At 51.6% G+C, this 19,233-nt stretch carries 16 protein-coding genes and 3 tRNA genes; 10 read left to right on the plus strand and 9 right to left on the minus strand.

From position 1 onward, the window contains the following. Positions 1-54: 54 nt before the first annotated feature. Entirely contained in the window at positions 55-1,152 is a 1,098-nt protein-coding gene (locus OS112_02190) for an acyltransferase family protein (GenBank protein WAC05459.1), read from the minus strand. A 197-nt stretch (positions 1,153-1,349) separates the two neighbouring features. Here OS112_02190 and OS112_02195 point away from each other — a divergent pair, with 197 nt between their 5' ends. Together OS112_02195 and OS112_02200 are read left to right on the plus strand one after the other, a co-directional pair. After that, positions 1,350-2,597 (plus strand): tRNA (N(6)-L-threonylcarbamoyladenosine(37)-C(2))-methylthiotransferase, encoded by a 1,248-nt coding sequence (locus OS112_02195; GenBank protein ID WAC05460.1) that lies wholly within the window; start codon positions 1,350-1,352, stop codon positions 2,595-2,597. Positions 2,598-2,781: 184 nt separating this feature from the next. Further along, on the plus strand, positions 2,782-3,312 hold the full coding sequence (locus OS112_02200; GenBank protein ID WAC05461.1) for a hypothetical protein: 531 nt from the start codon (positions 2,782-2,784) through the stop codon (positions 3,310-3,312). A 22-nt stretch (positions 3,313-3,334) separates the two neighbouring features. On the opposite strand, the gene OS112_02205 is transcribed toward OS112_02200, so the two are convergent. Both OS112_02205 and OS112_02210 read right to left on the minus strand, forming a co-directional pair. Next, on the minus strand, positions 3,335-3,808 hold the full coding sequence (locus OS112_02205; protein WAC05462.1) for a hypothetical protein: 474 nt from the start codon (positions 3,806-3,808) through the stop codon (positions 3,335-3,337). A gap of 72 nt (positions 3,809-3,880) precedes the next feature. Continuing rightward, a tRNA-Ile gene (locus OS112_02210) sits at positions 3,881-3,954 on the minus strand. Positions 3,955-4,088: 134 nt separating this feature from the next. Here OS112_02210 and iorA point away from each other — a divergent pair. The 3 genes from iorA (at position 4,089) to OS112_02225 (ending at position 8,027) form a co-directional block, all read left to right on the plus strand. Further along, positions 4,089-5,858: an indolepyruvate ferredoxin oxidoreductase subunit alpha gene (gene iorA, locus OS112_02215; protein ID WAC05463.1), complete on the plus strand. Its 1,770-nt coding sequence runs from the start codon at positions 4,089-4,091 to the stop codon at positions 5,856-5,858. Further along, positions 5,855-6,439: an indolepyruvate oxidoreductase subunit beta gene (locus OS112_02220; protein WAC05464.1), complete on the plus strand. Its 585-nt coding sequence runs from the start codon at positions 5,855-5,857 to the stop codon at positions 6,437-6,439. Before iorA ends, OS112_02220 begins: the two co-directional genes overlap by 4 nt. 547 nt (positions 6,440-6,986) lie before the next feature. Further along, entirely contained in the window at positions 6,987-8,027 is a 1,041-nt protein-coding gene (locus tag OS112_02225; protein ID WAC05465.1) for an acyltransferase family protein, read from the plus strand. Between the two features lie 130 nt (positions 8,028-8,157). Here the strand turns inward: OS112_02225 and OS112_02230 are convergent. The 3 genes from OS112_02230 to OS112_02240 all read right to left on the minus strand — a co-directional run bounded on the left by OS112_02230 (position 8,158) and on the right by OS112_02240 (position 9,922). Next, positions 8,158-8,241 (minus strand) — tRNA-Ser (locus OS112_02230). 59 nt (positions 8,242-8,300) lie between these two features. Further along, entirely contained in the window at positions 8,301-9,236 is a 936-nt protein-coding gene (locus tag OS112_02235) for an RNA-guided pseudouridylation complex pseudouridine synthase subunit Cbf5 (GenBank protein WAC05466.1), read from the minus strand. Further along, positions 9,236-9,922: a uroporphyrinogen-III synthase gene (locus OS112_02240; protein ID WAC05467.1), complete on the minus strand. Its 687-nt coding sequence runs from the start codon at positions 9,920-9,922 to the stop codon at positions 9,236-9,238. Before OS112_02240 ends, OS112_02235 begins: the two co-directional genes overlap by 1 nt. Positions 9,923-10,002: 80 nt before the next feature. On the opposite strand from OS112_02240, the gene OS112_02245 reads away from it, so the two are divergent. From OS112_02245 to OS112_02260, 4 genes are read left to right on the plus strand one after another with little or no spacing between them, the layout of a single operon-like run. Beyond that, positions 10,003-11,217 carry a tripartite tricarboxylate transporter permease gene (locus OS112_02245; protein ID WAC05468.1) on the plus strand — a complete coding sequence of 405 codons (1,215 nt, stop codon included), beginning with the start codon at positions 10,003-10,005 and terminating at the stop codon, positions 11,215-11,217. Positions 11,218-11,262: 45 nt separating this feature from the next. Further along, complete coding sequence (locus OS112_02250; GenBank protein WAC06124.1) at positions 11,263-12,120, plus strand: RNA-processing protein; 858 nt, start codon at positions 11,263-11,265, stop codon at positions 12,118-12,120. After that, positions 12,117-12,719: a fibrillarin-like rRNA/tRNA 2'-O-methyltransferase gene (locus tag OS112_02255; protein WAC05469.1), complete on the plus strand. Its 603-nt coding sequence runs from the start codon at positions 12,117-12,119 to the stop codon at positions 12,717-12,719. Before OS112_02250 ends, OS112_02255 begins: the two co-directional genes overlap by 4 nt. Positions 12,720-12,734: 15 nt before the next feature. Beyond that, positions 12,735-13,454, plus strand: a complete 720-nt coding sequence (locus tag OS112_02260) for a DUF1614 domain-containing protein (GenBank protein ID WAC05470.1) — start codon at positions 12,735-12,737, stop codon at positions 13,452-13,454. A gap of 41 nt (positions 13,455-13,495) precedes the next feature. Here OS112_02260 and OS112_02265 read toward each other — a convergent pair. The 3 genes from OS112_02265 to OS112_02275 all read right to left on the minus strand — a co-directional run bounded on the left by OS112_02265 (position 13,496) and on the right by OS112_02275 (position 14,609). Further along, positions 13,496-13,568 (minus strand) — tRNA-Gln (locus tag OS112_02265). A gap of 57 nt (positions 13,569-13,625) precedes the next feature. Continuing rightward, positions 13,626-14,393: a thymidylate synthase gene (locus tag OS112_02270; GenBank protein ID WAC05471.1), complete on the minus strand. Its 768-nt coding sequence runs from the start codon at positions 14,391-14,393 to the stop codon at positions 13,626-13,628. 6 nt (positions 14,394-14,399) lie between these two features. Continuing rightward, entirely contained in the window at positions 14,400-14,609 is a 210-nt protein-coding gene (locus OS112_02275; GenBank protein WAC05472.1) for a hypothetical protein, read from the minus strand. A gap of 1,227 nt (positions 14,610-15,836) precedes the next feature. On the opposite strand from OS112_02275, the gene OS112_02280 reads away from it, so the two are divergent. Beyond that, positions 15,837-19,067 (plus strand): DUF3821 domain-containing protein, encoded by a 3,231-nt coding sequence (locus OS112_02280; GenBank protein WAC05473.1) that lies wholly within the window; start codon positions 15,837-15,839, stop codon positions 19,065-19,067. Positions 19,068-19,233: the final 166 nt, after the last annotated feature.

Genomic DNA, 19,233 nt, shown 5'->3' on the forward strand with positions numbered 1-19,233 from the left:
AATTCTTCTGTAGCACTGGCATGCCCTTTTATTTTGGATTGAACGCAATTGAAGTCAATTGATTTTTAAATGAGAATATGACCATTTGTTTTCGATGATGAACCAACAATAACCGATTATACAACAGATTCCTATAGCAAACAAAGCTCCCGCGATGTGAATTACTATTACGAAAAGATCTGTCAGGGGTAACAAATCCGAAAGCGGATAAATAATATATTTTAAAATTATTTTATCAATAAAAAGGAAATAAAACATCTGAACAAGAAAAATATGCCATGACGCCTTACCTGCATTTTCGACCATTCGGTATATCCTGGTCTCTGTTTTTTTTGGAAGGAAATACAGGCCAGAAATGGCTAACAACAGGGTCCAAAAGTACGCCGGGGTATGAAACATTCCATTATAGGCATTGAAATCGGTGAAAGAGGAAAGCAGCGGGGTGTAACAAACCATTAAAAGATATGTGAAACTAAAAACACAACCGAAAATTATCCATATGCGGGGGCGTTTTGTTGATGTCACCATCCATACTCCCAGTGCTCCTGCAAACAAGTAAGGAAGGTACAGCACGGAAGAGATGCTCCGCGGGACCCCGAAAATGAACATGAAAAAATCCATGAGCATGCCCAGTACGAATGCAAGGATAATCATCAAATCCGGATTGCGAAGTGCAAAGAGGTAAAGAAGAGGAATTACGATTACACTCTGGAGGATAACTGGAACAAAATATGCTCCCCACCCGGATCCTCCCCAGATGAAATTTGACATGAGCGATAGGAGGTTGAATTGAGAATGAAAAAATACAATAAGAAGTATGATCTGAATCAGCCAATACAGTGCATAGGGTTTCAAGAGTCTTTTAAATCGTCTGGATAATATGGTCAGGTCAAAACATTGTCCGAGAGTACTGGCACCACGTCTTTTATAAGCATACGCTCCAGTAAAGCCGGCGATGAGGATGAGAAGGGGAACAGCATGCCAGATATGGAAGGGAGCTCCTAACAAAAGATAAATACTCTCTTTCCACACGTGGAGAAAAACAACTGCAATTATGGCATATCCCTTAAGTAAATCAATTTGTGTTAGGTGCTCTGGCAGGTGCCCTGTAACTGTCGCCACATTGTCCTTGGTTGATTTTTGTTTTTTCATGGTATTGGCGGCACTTTTGTCATTTCATTATTAACAGATTACTGATATTGTTAGTCAATTGGAATTCTGATCACTGTGTTTATATACGAATCTTGTTGGCGCTCTCATTAATCCTCTCCAGGATTTTTTATAGGCTCATGTGATATCTATAATAAAAGAGATCCCATGTGAGGAATGAAGACATATCAGGAAAATTCATGGTAATATCAGATTTTTTGCATCTAGTCGGAAAACGGGTCTATATAGAGACATACGGGTGCCGGTATAATTTCGGGGACACATCAAAACTGCAGGGAATCCTCAAATATCAGGGCTGCACCCTTGTGCAGTCTGATGAAGATGCTGAAGCAGTGATCATCAACACCTGCACGGTTGTCGCAGCTACCGAACGGCGGATGCTGCGGCGGATGTCGCGGTTCCGGGACCATGACCTCTATGTGACCGGCTGTATGTCCGTCGTCCAGCGGGAAGCAATCCTTGCAGTCTGCACGCCAAAATTTATCTCTCCTGGATCTGTCCACGAAAAGTACTGTAGTCTGGGGACGGTCAGCAGTTGTCCCTCGGGGATTATCCAGATCGCACAAGGGTGTTTTGGACACTGTTCATATTGCATTGCACGGGTCGCCCGCGGACCACTGAAAAGTTTTCCCGAACAAGAGATCCTTGAACGGATCCGTGCATCGGTCACTTCGGGAGCAGCAGAGATCCAGCTGACCGCACAGGACGTGAGTGCTTACGGACAGGACACCGGAACGTCACTGGCGCAGTTGCTAAACGGGATTGACGAAGTTCCCGGTACATATTTCGTACGGGTTGGCATGATGAACCCAGTATCGGTCATCAAAATTCTTGATGACCTTATCGATGCTTTTGCGATCAAAAAAATATTCAGGTTCATTCATGTCCCGGTACAGTCAGGCTCGGATCGCATCCTTGAGGGGATGGGCAGGGAATACACGTGTGAAGACTTTGAGTTCATTATTGCTGCGTTCAGGAAAAAATATCCTGAGATTACAGTGGCTACGGATATGATTGTCGGATTTCCCGGTGAGACTGAAGAGGATTTTTTAAAATCCCTCGAACTCCTTGACAGGGTCCGTCCGGATAAGGTGAATGTTACACGGTTTTCAAAACGCCCTCATACCTGCGATTTTTCTGTAAAGGAAGTGCCCGAATCAATAAAAAAAGCCCGCTCCCGGATCATGAATGCCCGTTCCGAACAGATCTATCATACGAAAAATGGTGCGTTCATTGGCCGGGCAGTCCCATTCATCGTGACGGAACGGATCCGGACAGGTTCAGTCATGGCCCGGACTCCTTCGTATGTAGGCGTTGTCCTGAATGAAGACCTCCCCATCGGGTTTACGGGCCACGCTGTCATCGGGAAGGAACACACGTATTTTTTTTCCGGGGAATATCGCGTGGATCGCACGGGCGACCGATGATCGGGATATTTGCGCCCATAGATAACATCTGCCGGAAAAACATGCCCTAGCACTCCCGATTGTCGCACGTTAAACCCCCCCTGCCCCCCACGTCTGCCAATAACAATCCGCTGTTGCGCGTGCTTATTATCGCCAAATGCCAATGGTACTTATCCTATGAAGATATTTTCAGGGCGGCCATCACATGGACGAGATTGAAACCGGCTTTGAGAAGATTTTGAAAAAAATCGAAGATTTGAAGGGCAAAGAGGCAGGAATCGTTGAAAAAATCAAAAAGAACGATGCAGCGCTTCTTGAACGGATGGCACAATCTGCGGTTCCTGTTGTGAAATCCATCGGCCTTGCGATGCTTGAGAAAGGAAAACAGGACACAAAAGGGGAGATCTACAATCCGAATTATTATCCAAAAAAGATGATTATTTTGGGAAAAACAGATCCTTCACCGTTCCGCCCGGATGATACGACAAAAAAGGTCACCGACCAGTTCTGTGTCCTTTCCGAAGAAGGAAAATTTTACGAGCTGATGTACAGCACGGATGGGTTTTTGACAGATTCATACCTCAACCCGATCGATGCCGGTGAAGCTCTCCAGCACTACGGGTACGATGCCATGTACATGCTCTACCAGGCAATGCATGATTATCTCAGGGGCGAAGAGGCACTCATCGAAGCTCTTCAAAAAACCCTGACTTATGTATTCCCAAACACATCGTAAGAAATCAGATGGTGCTCCCGTATCATTTCCATCTAAAAAGCGGGATCACCGGCTTTAAAAGGTCGTCATCACTTTTTCCAAGAGCTGATAACCTGAATGTCTGGGAATATGCACGCCCCTGTGAATTCTGGTAATCTGCCGTTGCTTTTGCCTCGCTGATCATTTCAGGGAGCGGGTATTCATATTTATCGTCGGCGGCAAGCGCAGGGATATCAAATTCAATGTTGAGCGGGACGATTGCCACATGTATTTTTTCTGCACTATCGTTTCCCTTGTTGGCGACAATAATGTTCTTTGCATTATCTGAAAGGAAGATGCTGATTTCCGGGAGGAATCGCGTGTCCTGCATGATAAAAAACGACATGCCGAGCGCGACTAGTAAAATTGCTGCCATCCCGCTGAAGTAGAGATCATTAAAAACATAGAGATCGACAAAAAAGATAATTGCAAAGAGCAGTGATCCTGCTGCGATGATGAATTTAAATTGCCTGTCCATATCCAATGATTTGGGTTTCTGATCTATATCAAAATAAGGGAAATGAAGCGTGCGAAAAATAAAAAGATAGAATGGGCCCGATGCGATTCGAACGCATGACCTCCCGGTTATCAGCCGGGCGCACCACCGGGCTATGCTACGGGCCCAAAAAAATTCCTTAAATTTACCCTAATTAGTATCCCATCAGAGTTTTTATAGGTTGTGAATTCCCTGTCACGAGCTCGTTAAATACATAGTCACAAAGAATCTCAGGATAAAGTGAAGAGCAGGATCTGGGATCATGGAACGACAATATCTCCTTGGAAATGAAGCGATCGCCCATGCTTGTCTGGAAGCTCCCGTGGATTTTGTCAGCGGGTATCCCGGGACACCCTCGTCAGAGGTGATCGATGTGCTCCGCTCCCGGCAGGAACGTGCGTATTACATCGAGTGGTCGACCAACGAGAAGGTGGCGCTGGAAAACGCCCTTGCCGCAGCATGGTGCGGGCTGCGTGCGCTCTGCACAATGAAGCACGTCGGGCTTAATGTGGCTGCCGATCCCCTGATGACAAGCGCTTACACCGGTGTGACGGGCGGGCTTGTGATCATGAGCGCGGATGATCCGTTTGCCCATAGTTCACAGAATGAACAGGACAGCCGGTGCTATGCCCGTTTCGCACGTGTGCCGTGCCTTGATCCGGCAACAATCCAGGAAGCGCACGATATGGTCCGCGATGCGTTTGCCCTCTCCGAGGAGTTTTCCCTTCCTGTGATATTCCGCCCCACTACGCGCATCTGCCATTCCAAAGGAGATGTTGCGCTTGGCCCGATCGTGGCATCCCAGCGGAAGGGCGAATTCAAAAAAGACCCCAGACAGTATGTGGTTATCCCAGCACATACCCGGATCCTTCATAAAAAACTGAATGAAAAACAGCCTGCAATAAAAAAACGGCTCGTTGAACTTGGATATAATACATATTCAGTGAGGGGGAAGACTGCAGTTATCGCGAGCGGGATCGCCGTAACCTATGTGCAGGAACTCATCCCCGAAGGCATTTCCTTCATGAAGATCGGTGCCTACCCGATCGATGAAAGCTGGCTGTCTGGTTTTGTCCGGCAGCACGACACGGTGCTGGTCATCGAGGAACTCGCACCCGAAATCGAGGAGCAGGTCCTGCAGGTCGCCGGAATTGTAAACGTCCTTGGCAAGAAGAACGGTTACGTTCCCTATGAAGGTGAATTGTCCCTTTCTGCTGTCGCCGCAATCATGGTGAAAGCAGGTTCCATCCCTGCAATTCCTTATCCGGCAGTAAGCCCTGTCCAGGACCTGCCGTTGCGCCCGCCGATCCTCTGTGCGGGCTGTCTCCACCGGGCTGCGTTTTATGCGATCAAGCGTGTTTTTAAGGATGCGGTTTACCCAAGCGATATCGGCTGCTACACATTAGGGCTCCAGCTCGGTGTTGTTGATACCACCATCTGCATGGGAGCTTCGATCACCGTTTCAAGCGGCATCGCACATTCCGGTGAACCCCGTGATATTATCTGTACAATCGGGGACTCCACGTTCCTGCATACAGGCATCCAGGGCCTGATGAACGCGGTCTATAACGGGGCGGACATTACAGTCGTAATCCTTGATAACCGGATTACCGCGATGACCGGGCACCAGCCGAACCCGAATACCGGAGTGACTGCGTGCGGTATCGCGAGCCATCCGGTATCGCTCGATGCAGTCTGTCGCGCCTGCGGGGTAACATTTGTTGAAACTGTTGACCCGTACGACATCACCGGTATGATGAATGTGCTTAAGGAAGCCCAGTCACGCAAAGGAGTGAAGGTGGTCATCGCAAAACAGCAGTGCGTGATCATGGCAAAACGGGGTGGCGTGAAACGGGGTCGATACATGGTGGACGCAGAGATATGCACCGGCTGCGGTACCTGTGTACGGTACGGGTGCCCGGCGATCGAGATGGCCGGCGAGAAAGCGCGGATCACCGACCTGTGCAGCGGGTGCGCAGTATGTGCACAGCTCTGCCCGACAGGGGCGATTGTACGGGAGGGAAAGAAATGAAGAGCAGTTTTGATATCCTGATGGTCGGGATCGGTGGTCAGGGGACGATCCTTGCGTCCAATATCATCGGGCAGGCGTGCCTGCTGGAAAACAGGAGGGTGAAGGGTGCCGAGACCCATGGGATGGCGCAGCGCGGCGGGTCCGTGGAGAGCCATATCAGGATCGACGGGAAGTTCGGGCCGCTTATTGCCCCCGGGCAGGCAGACATCCTGCTCTCCTTTGACCTTCTGGAAGCGCTGCGGTATTCCCATTACCTGAAAGCAGGAGGGACGATGGTGCTCAACCGCCACCTTGTGCTGCCGACATCTGTCTACATGCAGAAGATCGAGGCACCCACAGAAGAGGGTATCATCGCCGCACTCGGCCGGTTCAGGCTTTGCATCCTAGATGCCGACCGGATCGCACAGGAAGCAGGGAGCCCCCTGTCCCAGAATGTCGTGATGCTTGGAGCCGCATCCCGTATGATCCCGCTAAAACCGGAATCGCTGCTCTCTGCCGTGAAAAATCTCGTCCCAAAAAAGACCATTGAGATCAATGCCCGTGCATTTGAGATGGGCAGGGAATCCGGCAGCAGTTGCTGATTGTGCAAATGCAGGGTGCAGTGTCCCGGAAGTGAGAATATACCCGAATGTAACCCGAATGTCGAGCCCGGTTTAAGTTCAACTTCCGGATGGACATCACCGTGTTCAACAAGTGATTTCACGTAAGGAGTATAACCGGGAATCCGGTTGGGTGACCATTTATACCAGACAACAATGACCTGGCTTAGTTTACAACGATAAAGATATGTGTGTTTGTAAAAAAAACACGAAATGATTATGGGATTGATGAAAATTTTCAGGATTTGGCCGAGCAGCATCTTTTTTTAAAAATCTATTTTTATCCACCTAAACGATTATAGCGTAACATCAGTATTGCCTGCCCCAGCATTCCACCTGTCGATACCCTTATTTTATTGACAACTCCATTCCCGCGTAATAACGAGTATGATAAAACAGAAAATGCTTATCAAAATGGATATACCAGACCACAACAAACCTTGTTCGAAAAGTTAACGGTGGCACTATGAAAAAACGGACGCCCGTGAGATCAATACCCACCGAAAAACAAATATCACTGCCAGAACGATTGGTCGAGATCGATCTGCTTAAGGGAATGGCAATAATTGCGGTCGTTCTCCACCATACTTTGTCAGTGAGCATCCTGCTCGCTATCGGCGCTCCATTTTATATCTACCATTCGGTTCCGCTTCTCATTCTTATCGCAGGTTTTACCGGGACATACGCGTATATGCGACGTAATTATACGACAATTAGTCAGTGTTACGATGCTGGACTGTTATACCGGCGGTTCAGGAGGTTAATTATACCCTATGTTATGATTTTTTTGCTGCAGATTGCCATTATCCACATTATTTTCCACAATTCCTTCGATATGGGGTCGCTTGTTTACAGTTTCCTGACCGGGGGTTACGGGTTAGGGGCATACTTCGTGCCAGTTATTATCCAGTCCATCCTCATCGTTCCCATCCTGTATCTCCTGGCACTGCGAAATCCTTATGCCATGCTGGTTGGAGCATTTGTTTTTGATCTTGCCATGGAATACCTCGCTTATATTTCGGTAATCCCGTTAGAATTATACTATGTGCTCTATGCACAGTTTCTTTTTGCAGGAGCTCTGGGTGTCTGGCTTGCATTATCTGCGAGACGCCTGACACTCTGGATCGCTATATTGGGATTTTTTAGTGCTGTTTATATCTGGATTACCTATTATACACAATTATTCACACCGTTTTTTGAGACTAATATTGTCGGGGTGATATCCCAGGCACCCGCGTATTTCTGGACATGTATCCTTGCACTGACAGGTTTAATGTTTCTCCCAAAAAAAGCGGAAACGTGGTTTTACCGGGGCCTCGCAAATGTGGGAAAAGCGTCCTGGCACATTTTTCTGGTACAGATGACATTCTTTTTCCTGTGGCAGCCGCTTGCAGAAAAGGTTCTGTTCCCTTTTTACAATCTTTTTCCAACGGCCATCAGTTTTGTCGGCATTAGTCTGATTGCATTGGTTACTATCACAATCTGTTCAGGAACCGGGTATTTGTGGTATGTGTTCGAATCTTCCTGGACAAATTCCGGTAAACCAAAAAGGAAAACTCCCTCGCAATGATTTTTTTAACATAGTGTGGCCCCGGGTTGCCTGATGTATCTCTGTCGGCCGAGTGAATCGGTAACCTATGTGTTGAGTTATTCCAAATACCGAAAAATGATATCCGGAAATACTAAAAAAAATCTTAAGACGCTGAGGGGGGGAATTGAACCCCCGAGGGGCAAATGCCCCACAGGCTTTCCAGGCCTGCGCCCTACCGCTAGACTACCTCAGCAAAAAGGTATCCTAACTCTTGGTCGTGAATTTTTTTAATGCTATCCTTTATACAGCGTCTCAATCCTGTTTTGTCCGATCATTTTTCTTCTTCCAGCCCCGCGGGTAGGTGCCGGGTTTTAAAAATACTGCGGTAGGGGCGATAACAAGTCCCGGTTTTCCAATACTCCCTTCCGATGAAGAGACAAGAGCTCTGCCAAGGCCGACAAACTCATTTTTGCGGGATAGTACCGCAACCGTATCACCTTTCTTAAAGTTGTCACACCGCATGATACCGACCCCGGCAAGTCTGGCACCATGACATACGGCATCGACTGCACGGTCATGGATCACAACATTCGGAAGGTCCGGTACCGAGGCATCAACGGATAGTATCATCGCACCAAGCGCCCCGTAATCCCCTCCCGCAGCACGCGAACAGGCATCGCTTAGGTCATGAAGTGTGTATGCTTTTTGCTCGTCGAACGGTCCTGAGCGTGTCCGCCGGAGCTCCTGCATGTGCGCCCCGACACCGAGTGCAAGCCCCATGTGGTGGCAGAGTGAACGTATGTACGTGCCCGCATCGCAGTGCACTTTAAAGAGGACGAGCCGTTGTTCATACCCGAGGATACGGATGGAATGAATAGTACGGATCCGCAATGAACGTTTCACTGCGCTCTTTTTTGGCGGGCGCTGGTAGACCTTTCCGGTGAACTCAAGTGCCATTTGATCTGCCTGCTCCGGGGGGACATCGCCGTGGAGCCGCATCAGGCAGATGTATTCCTTGTCATGCATGAGAAGGTGCGGGGCGAGCCGGACGGCATTTCCAAGCATTACAAGCAGCACCCCGGATACCTGTGGGTCGAGGGTCCCGGAGTGGCCGACATTGCACCCGAGCATCCTGCCTACCCATGCAGCCACCTGGTGGCTTGACGGGCCTTTCGGTTTGTCGATGACAATCATGCCGGACCCGCTCCAAATGGCAGGACGCTCCATTCCCTGCCCATCTTCCTGCATCAGTTCTCCTTCTTTTTCAGGTATGAGTTGAATGCCTCAAGCGTACCTTCCAGTGATCCGTCACCGACAACGGCTGGCACCATTCCCTTCATGTGCATTGCTGCTGCCGTGACTTCCCCGATTGCCATGACAAGGAGCCCTTCGCGTGGAGTCCACACTGCCTTTGCATGCGACATGGCGCTCGTGAAGAGCACTGCATCCGCACCATTAAGGGGCAGGGGCTGGCCGGTTGGTTCGAGTGAATAACACCTGAACTCGTGTGCGATCCCTCCGGCAGCTGCAATCGCGCCGAGCAGATCGGGGTTCGGGACGTCAGCACGGGGAATCCCGATATGTTTACCTCCTATCCATGCACCAAGATACGGGACAAAGTCCCGGGAATAAAAACTTGGGAGGGTTTCGCACTCGATCTCATAGCTCCGGAGCTCTTTTGCCGTCTGCGGGCCGATTGCGATCACCCGTGGGAACCGGTTGAGAAGCGGTGCGATAATCTTTGCCGGCAGGGCGCTGGTGAAGAACAGGCAGTCAAAGTCCCCCCGTTCAACCGCTTCGGCAAATGCGGTGACTGCACCCTGCTTCACTTCCGAAACAAGCGGGTGGACACTGTAGCACACATGCCCGTATTTTGCACACCGTGCCGCATCGCTCCCCTCTTTTCCCGCAAGGCGCGTGACCGCGATCTTCATACAAAGGATCATTGCCCCAAATAGGATATGACTGTATCCATTTCGGTTCCTTTATCACTCCTGTACCAAACATCTGATCAATGATTGAGATCCTCGTGGGTGTAGGGTTGGGGGTTGCACTGGGCACCTTGAGCGGGATACTCCCGGGCATCCATGCCAATACGCTCGCGGGAGTCCTTCTGAGCCTGCAGGTCGCCATCCTTCCTGTTATCGGCCCCCTTGCGCTTGCCGCAACAATGTTTGCAGCCCTTATCACCCACACCTTTGTCGATGCCATCCCGACAACCTTTCTCGGGATCCCTGATGCGGACACTGCACTTGCGGTACTCCCCGCCCATGCACTCTGTCTTGAAGGAAACGGAGAAGAGGCCGTGCGCATTGCCGCACTGGGGAGTGCATGCGCGATGATCATCGCTGTGCCGCTGTCGGTGCTCTGTTATTTTTTCCTCCCGGCACTCCAGCCCTTCTTTGACTGGGGGATCGGGTTGATCCTTGTCGCCGTGATCGGGTATATGATCGTGACCAGCGAATCGCCCGGGTGGGCGCTTGCGCTGTTTGGGATATCCGGCATCCTTGGGATATTTACCCTCCACTACGGATTTCTTGGCTGGCATTCCCTTGGTGGCACAAGCGCACTGCTTATGCCCCTTCTCACCGGCCTGTTCGGGATCTCGGTCCTTCTGGTGGCATCGCAGGGTATAATGCCGGCCCAGAAATTCAACGGCATCGCTCTTGAGCCCGGATCCGTGGCCCGGGGTTCAGCGATCGGGACGGTTGCCGGTATCGCGGTAGGCTGGCTGCCCGGGCTCTCAAATGCGACCGCAAACGGGGTGCTGGCATCGGTCATCGGGTATGATAAGGACCGCCGGTCGTATATCCTTGCGACAAGCGCGGCGAACACAGCCAATGCGTTTATCGGGCTTGCAGCGCTCTTTGCCCTCTCAAGGATGCGCAACGGCGTCATGGTGGCGCTCTCCGGGATCCCGCTTCCTCCGGCAAGTGCCTTATTTGTTGCCGGGGTGGTCGCAGCCTGTGCTGCTTATGTGATCACCGTGACCCTTTCGCGTTCTGCACACCGGCTTGGCGGGATTGAGGGGCGGTGGCTGAACAGCGCGGTGATCGTGTTTGTTGCTGCAATATGTCTTTTGTTGACCGGGCCGTTTGGGATTTTTATCCTCCTTCTTGCAACCCTTACAGGGCTGGTGCCGCATATGGTCAATGTCCCGAGGATGTACTGCATGGGAGCGGTGATGCTGCCGGTGATGCTCTATTCGTTTGGGATCGGGGGGATCTGATCGCGCCCCCATTGGTTTATACCTCACACTTGCCAAGATTTTATGATGCAGTCCTGCTGGTTTGGAGATATCGGGGATGGGACATGCAGACCCTGCACCGGGAATGCACAGGCCCTTGCTGAACGTGTCATAACACTTCATACCAGCATGGAACAATACGTCCCTTTTGACTGGAAAGCGGCGCTGGACTGCGGTTTCTGCCGCGACCGTGCCGATTACCTCTCGCAACTGCGCACAGTGTGCATGCTCATCGCCGAGATGAAGATCCGGGAAAAGTACCGGAGCCGGGATACCGAACTGCTCCAGATGACAAGGACGCTGGATGAACTCGACACGGTCATCAACCTGCTCACCGAACGTGTGGTGGAATGGCACCAGATCCGGCAGCCGTCGTTCTCCCGGAAATACCGCAGGACGCCTGCGCCCTCCATTGTCAGGATGATTGCGCGGCGTAGCGGGGGCGGGCTCGGCAGGGTGACGGGCGATATTGAGCGCCTGTCTGAAACCCGCACCGTGCTTGCACGCGAGGTGTCGGCGCGGGCGGACGAGGTCATGCCGAACTGCAGCGCCCTTATCGGGGGGCTGGTTGCCGCCCGGCTCCTCCTGCAGGCAGGTGGCTTGGAGCCGCTGGCACGATTACCGGGAAGTGCGATACAGGTGCTTGGTGCACGGACTGCGCTCTTCTCCCACCTCCGTTCCCATACGCCGGCACCCAAACATGGCATCATATTCCAGCACCGCCGTGTTCATAATGCACCACGGGAGTTACGGGGAAAAGTCGCCCGCGTGCTTGCCGCAAAGCTTGCAATCGCCGCCCGCCTGGATTTTTATCGGGGTGTCACAGACCCCGCATTTCTTGAACAGGCACAGGCGCGCATCGACACTGCCGGTGAGGTACCATGATCTGGATGGACGGGGTCCTTGTTTCGCGGGGGGAGGGGGGTGTCTACGGCGAACGGATGCTTGGCGATGCCCGCATATGGGACCCGTACCGGAGCAAACTCTCCGCGCTCTTCTATCTAGGAAAAGGTATCGAACTCGGAAAGGATATGCGGGTGCTCTACCTCGGCGCCGCCCATGGGACGACCGTCTCCCACGTCGCCGATTACACGGACGTGGTGTATGCTGTCGAATTTGCACCACGCCCGATGCAGGATCTCCTTGAAGTCGCGCGCCGGAGAGCAAATGTGGTGCCGATCATGGCGGATGCTGCACAACCAGACCAGTATGCCCCGCTGCTTGAACAGGTCGACCTCCTGTACCAGGATGTTGCCCAGCCCGATCAGGCGGCAATAGCACTGCGGAACCGAATTTTTTTAAAACCCGGGGGTACACTCCTCATCATGCTCAAAACACGGAGTGTTGATACCCGCAGGGAGCCGGCTCTCGTGTTTGACGATACCGTGTCAAAGCTTGGTCTGGGGGGATTGACCGTTAAGGACAGCACATGGCTTGCACCGTACCATCATGATCATGCCGCGATCATCTGCGTAAAACAATAAATAATACGTGATTTTATGAACGGAATATTCAGGATCTCACCAACCGGCCCTCTGCCCCTCATCACGATCATCCTGCTCATCGGGCTGTTTATCCTTATTATCCCACTGCTTATCCTTGGTCTTGCCGGTGCAGCGTTCAGCAGGCTCGGGTTCTCGTGGATTGAGGCGACTGCCGTCATTCTCCTGATGCTTCTGGGAAGTTTTGTGAATATCCCAATCTGGACGTTTCGCGGTTCCAGGCAAATAACAGACACAGGAACACCAGTCGTGTTTGATGCATTCACCGGCGAACCGGTGCCTGATGACCGGCTGTCAACCGGGCTGTTCCTCAACCTTGGCGGTGCGGTGATCCCGTCTGCCGTTACTTTGTTTTTACTCTATCAGTTCCACCATTTGGCAGGGGAATCGCTGCTCCTGCAGGTGTGTGCTGCAATTATTATTGTCGCAACCATAACCGGGGTTTCAACAAGGGTCATACCCGCGTATGGCATCCGTGCACCGATCCTCATTCCCGCAGTTTCTGCAATTGTATCCGGGATCCTTCTGACTGGCAACATCGGGCTTTCCGCCGCCGTTGTCGCATTTGCAGGAGGTACTATGGGAATACTTGTTGGCGCTACCCTTTCTGCAATCAATGCAATCAGAAAAACCGGCATTCCGTCGGTCAGTATCGGAGGAACCGGGATGTTTTGGGCGGTCTTTTTCTGCGGGCTCCTTGCTGCGCTGATTGCTTAAAAAAGCCGGAACTCTGGAATTTGTGGGATTATAAAAAGGGATAGCCCGGAGCAGATTCGAACTGCTGTCGCGAGATCCAGAGTCTCGCATGATTGACCGCTACACTACCGGGCTTTGTGCCCCTCAATTTTCGTGCTGTTGATTAATTAACCTGACGGACATTTCGCGCCATCATACCGCTGTTGCCCTCTTGCACCCGTTGCAGGCACGGCATACCTCTGCAACCGGCTGGATGAGCGCCCCTTTGCCGCAGAACGGTTCGATGTCGTTTACATCCCTGAGGTAGTAAATATGCGGGACAAGGGAGATATGGGTGTAAGTCCCGCACGGCACCCCGAGATGGCCGGAGATGAATTTCTGGAGCTGGACAAGTGCGTACATGTTGGCGCCCGCGGCGGTGAGCATGTCGTTGCTCCGGAACACCACCCGCATGTGTAGTTTACATGACGATAATACATTATCGTCATGGAGTTTCATGGGCGCCCCGTCACGCAGCACGCACTGGACGAGCTGGAGGCACGGGCAGTCATCGAGCTGCTCATCGATCACCGGGTTCCATGTTAATGCAATTGCCCGCCGGCTATTTTTGGATGTTTTGAGTTTTTCGATAATATAGGCGATCTGGTCAACATGGACGTCTTTTCCCTGGCTTGTGAGCCTTTCCCCCCAGTCAAAGAGACGGCCGTGATAATCATATTCAAACGATGCTTTTGAACCCTGCAGCAGGTCACGGGCATACTGTTCCACGAACCTCTGCTGGAACCGGGAGTGCGGGCTCACCACCGGCTCTGCAAGCGGGGTGTCCACCTGCATTGCTACTTCTTCGAACTCGATGGTTGCCTCGTCATCCTCTGTCCGGAGCACCCACCCCTTCTCGAGGATCATTTTGACTACCTGTTCGTGCGCTTTGCCGATCGAGGGTGCCCGGATCAGTCTCATGCATAATCATGGGAAGGTGGTTGCATGTAAACGTGTTGAAATCAAACAAATAGAAAAAGGCGGTATGAAATTAGTCCTTTTGCCTTTTTCATTAAGCCTTCCATGCTGCTTTGCGGCATGGCACGCCCTGAAGAAATGGTCAGGCATTCCATTCGTAACGCCTTTTTGGCTCTGGCTGACATCCCGAAAAATTCCGATGGTTTCTTCTTTTCCCAAAATCCCGTACCGCGGCAGGTGAAACTGGGGATTTTCCAGCAACTGTCTTTGGGTGATCCATTATCCGGTGTCACCTGCTTTATTGTCGGGCAGGGGGGTCGGAGGGGGTCACGCAGGTACAATCGCAGACCGCTCCACCAGTTCTTCCGGAAGACTCAACCACCCGATTTTTCAGGAAGCACCGGTGATAAAATGCGGTTGAATATTGCTGAACAGGGGGTGTTTGCAGCGGGAGGCAGGCCCCCCTCCCCCACCAAAAAAAGTGGTGCGACCCCCCTTTACCCCCCATGTTTTTTGGCCCTGTTTTTTTTATGGTTTTACGACAGGGAAAGTGGGTGCGTACTCAACCTGACAACCGGGGGGGGTCATGTGGGTACATGCCAATCTCAACGGGGGCAGTCCTGAGAAGAATTCACCGGAATGCACACAGTCAACTATGGGTTTTTCTTTTTTCCTTTATCGGCAACGTCGGAGTGTCATTTAGTCTATATGAGCCGAGGACGGTTGAAAACTGACTGACCGACGACCCCCGACCCCGTCCCCTGTGAGAATGCGAGCACCCCCTTCATGTGCGCCGCTTCGTCAGGGCGCACGGGGGGGAGGGGTTTATCGACGGACGTTCAGAGAATGAGGTACTGAATTTTTCACAGTCAACTGTTTGAAACCATCAGAATTCTTCGTGTTCCCCCCGTATCATGGGGAACCTCCCGATGCTTTTTTTGTAAATGCCGGCTCTTTGGCAGCGAGATAAAAACCACGAGAATAACCTGTATTATCTTAAAAAATGATGAAGACCTCCTCTGTTCCGGTAACTGGCAGGGATGCAACAGAACCTGAAAAATCAAGATCAATAAATCATAAACCAATGGATCTGGCAGTCATGATCCAAAAAAACCGGATGAACACAAAGATACATTAAATAAATTATAATATGCGCGTAACATACCATCATATTGTATTATGTACTACAGGCCGACCAAACCGGACGGCTTCAATTTCACCTGCCTGAAAACAATTTTAATCGCCCCGATCAGGAAAAAGGGCTCATTTTATCGTTGAATTCCCCCGAAAAAACGACCACAAAGGATATATCAGCTCTTTTACAAATATTCAGTCATATTCCGTGTGAAACGGAGTATCGGGCTCGTAGAACGGTTATTCGGCATCTGTCGAATCCCATGTTCGCGGCTTGGAATGTATGATGTAACGAATTGGAGGAAAAAACAAATGACTAAGCGATTAACCATTACACTGGTTGCGCTCGTGTTGTTCGTGCTGCTCGCAGTTATGCCGGCATCGGCAATTGCTGCGAACCCGGCAACAGGACTGTACAACGGTTCCGTTTTACGGCCCTATCCTATGAACCTAACACCCGCTGTCGCAACCGTGTTTATTGGAGAAGACCAGTTGAATGCAACCCCAATCTTCGGGTATTTGAACTCACCAGGAACAGGTGACTATCAGATTTCAACTGTCAAGAACATGAAGATCGGCTGGTGGGCACCAGGTACTTTCAGCTACCCGAACAACCCGTCAGCGGTCATCGATATGGGACCACGGTACGCGAACTTCTACGTGAGCCCCACCGATTTCGGCCCCTATCTTGGAACCTGGTACTGTCTGACTCCAGCCAATATTGCGGATGGTCCGGCATTCGTTGTTGCCGATCCCTCTCAGACAATCGCAGCAATCGACGTTGCGGCGAACAATGGCCAGGGACAGGACATGACCGGCAAGTCAGTTGTCCGTGGAACTGTCCTTACGGTGAAGGTTGACACAAACCTTGCATCATTCACCACAGCCAACACACGCGGCAACAACATTACCGCTATGAACGTAAGCAGCGGTATGACCTACTGGAGAAACTTTACCGGGGTCTTAACACCTATACAGTTCGAAGCTCCATTTACGGCCTTATGCTGGTCACAAAATGGAGGAGCCATCAGAGGTCCGCCAACGGCATATGATACCATTGGAACAGCAGCCTCGATCTGGCAGGTTTCGAATGGGACAACCATAAGGACGACCTTTGGTAACTACTCGGCACCGATACAGACCTGGTACTTCAATAACACTGACCCCGCAATAGGCTCGACATCAGCCAGCTCAGCAACATCCGATGCATATTGCAGTCAAAACATTACCAGTGCGCCAGGAGTTTGTCCATTCGCTGTGACTCCCCCCGCGGTTACTATCCCAGCCAATATCGTACAAACCATACCGGCAGCAGCCACTGATGGTTTCATCACGATCAAGCTGAAGGACGAATCCGGACAGGTACAGTCACGGGTATTTACCAACGCAGTACCCCAGACTGATATCACGATCATCAACCGGTGGGTCAACACCCAGCCATGGTACCTTGGAACCTTTACCGGCAACAACGGACTTGTTGCAATCGGATGGAACACCGGTGCTCTCGATCTGGGAACCGGCATGGCATACTATCCGGCAGGAACCTACACGCTCTGGACCGAGTCCACGCTCAGCCGTATGAAGGACAACTACAAGCTCGGCGGCGCTGACTACACAGGAAAGACCATTTCCGCGTCCGGTACCGTCACACTTGTCTCCGATACGGTAAAGATCGAAGCGAACAAGGAATCGGTCGTCCGCAGCAAGCCATTCTCGGTTACCATCACCGGCAGACCCCTCACAACCTACTGGGTATGGGTGAAGGGCACATCCAGTATGTCCGGCGCATTCGACAACCAGCCGCCGATGTCAGGCCTGTTCCAGACCGCGGTCTACAACGACACGCCCAACGGGCAGAACAACTATCCGCTCGGTCAATACGTGGGCGAGAACTTCGTCAACCGTGTCCTGTGTGCACCGGCTAACCAGCCAGGCAGTGATGTTGCAGCCGATCCAACGATCTACAACCGCACACGCTACTACGTCCTGATCAACACGTCTTCGTCAGGTACACGAACCGTTCAGTTCGAAACCACAAACTGGACCAAGGCACAGACGTACACGATCCGTGTAGAGCGCGACACCTCTGTAGGAAACCAGGGAACCAATCCGTTGGTCAACCCGGTTGCAGCCCAGCGCATCTACAGGTCAGATGAGGTTGATGTAAAGGTCGAGAAGGGTGCAGTTACCATCACTGCAGCCGGTGACCAGAGCTACTACCTCGGAGAAGAGATCAAGTTCTCCGGTACCAACACCGAATCCCAGACGACATTCCTCTTCATCACCGGTCCGAACCTGAACACTCAGGGTTCAAGTTTCACACGCACCGGAGACCAGGACATTCGCAGGACACGTATTGACGGAGTCGCAACTGACGCCAGAGATCAGGTTGCAGGCGACTATATGCAGAGACCCGTCAACGCCGACAACACCTGGGACTGGAAGTGGGGAACCGCCAACTGGGCACTCGATGCAGGAACCTACACGGTCTATGCAGTGAGCGGACCGCACAATGCAAACAACCTTGCAAATGTTGCCTATGGCACGGTCTCGATCATCATCAAGAAACCGTTCGTCTCGGCAACCGCGTCCCAGTCGACAGTCGCACAGGGTGACAAGTTATTCATCACCGGTACGGCTGAGGGCAAGCCGCAGCAGGGCATTGCAATCTGGATCCTCGGAAAGAACTATGCACTACGTGTCACTGAATCAGTGAACTCTGATGCTTCGTTCTCATACGAGGTCACCACCGCAACAACCACGCTCATGGATGCCGGCCAGTACTTCGTTGTCGTCCAGCACCCGATGCAGAACCAGCAGTTCGATATCGACATGTGTCCAGTCGTTGCCCCGGCAGTAAGATCTACACAGGTCTGTAACTTACAGCAGGCTACTACAACTACTGGTCAACAGATCTTCCAGCTTCTCGGAGCAGGAAGCCTGCAGGGCACCGATGCAGCTGAGGCACTCGTCCAGGGAATCAACACCGCGAACGTCGATGATACCTACACGAAACTCGTGTTCCTGGTAGAGGTCCCGAACATCCGGATTGACCCGATCGGCGACAGGCATGTTGGCGACAAGTTCACCATCACCGCAACCACGAACCTTGCAGTCGACGACGAAGTCCAGATGACCGTCGTTTCATCATCATTCAAGCCAACCCAGAAGAGCCAGAGCGGAGAGTTCAGTGGCGCATCAGGTACGGTCAAAGTCACCAAGGGTGACACCGGTCTGAACAAGATCTCATTCGATGTGGACGCATCCACATTCAAACCGGATGAGTACATTGTTACAGCCAACCGTGTCCTCCAGCCGCCCGCAACCGCAACTGCACTGTTCAACGTCCTTGAGGGCGCTGCCCCAACCGCAGTCCCGACAGCCGTTAGCACAACTGCAGCCCCGACTCAGGTCACAACCGCAGCCCCGACCGAAGTGCCGACAGCTGCACCAACCAAGACCCCGACACAGCCCGGGTTTGGTGCACTTGTAGCCCTGATTGGTCTCGGCGCCGTTGCGTTCTTTGTCGTCCGCAGGCACTGAACTAAAAAACCAAACATCTCTTTTTTTTGGATCCCTTTAAACCGAAGGCTTATTGCGCCTTTTTTTGTATCTTGTATCCTCTGTTCCCTCCTGCTTTTAGTTCAGGCAAGAGCATTTAAGGCAAGACCTCAAAATCTCCCGTAAAAGATAGTGTTTATTTCCCGGG

It is taken from the genome of Methanoregula sp. (assembly GCA_026625165.1).
Taxonomy (GTDB): domain Archaea; phylum Halobacteriota; class Methanomicrobia; order Methanomicrobiales; family Methanospirillaceae; genus MVRE01.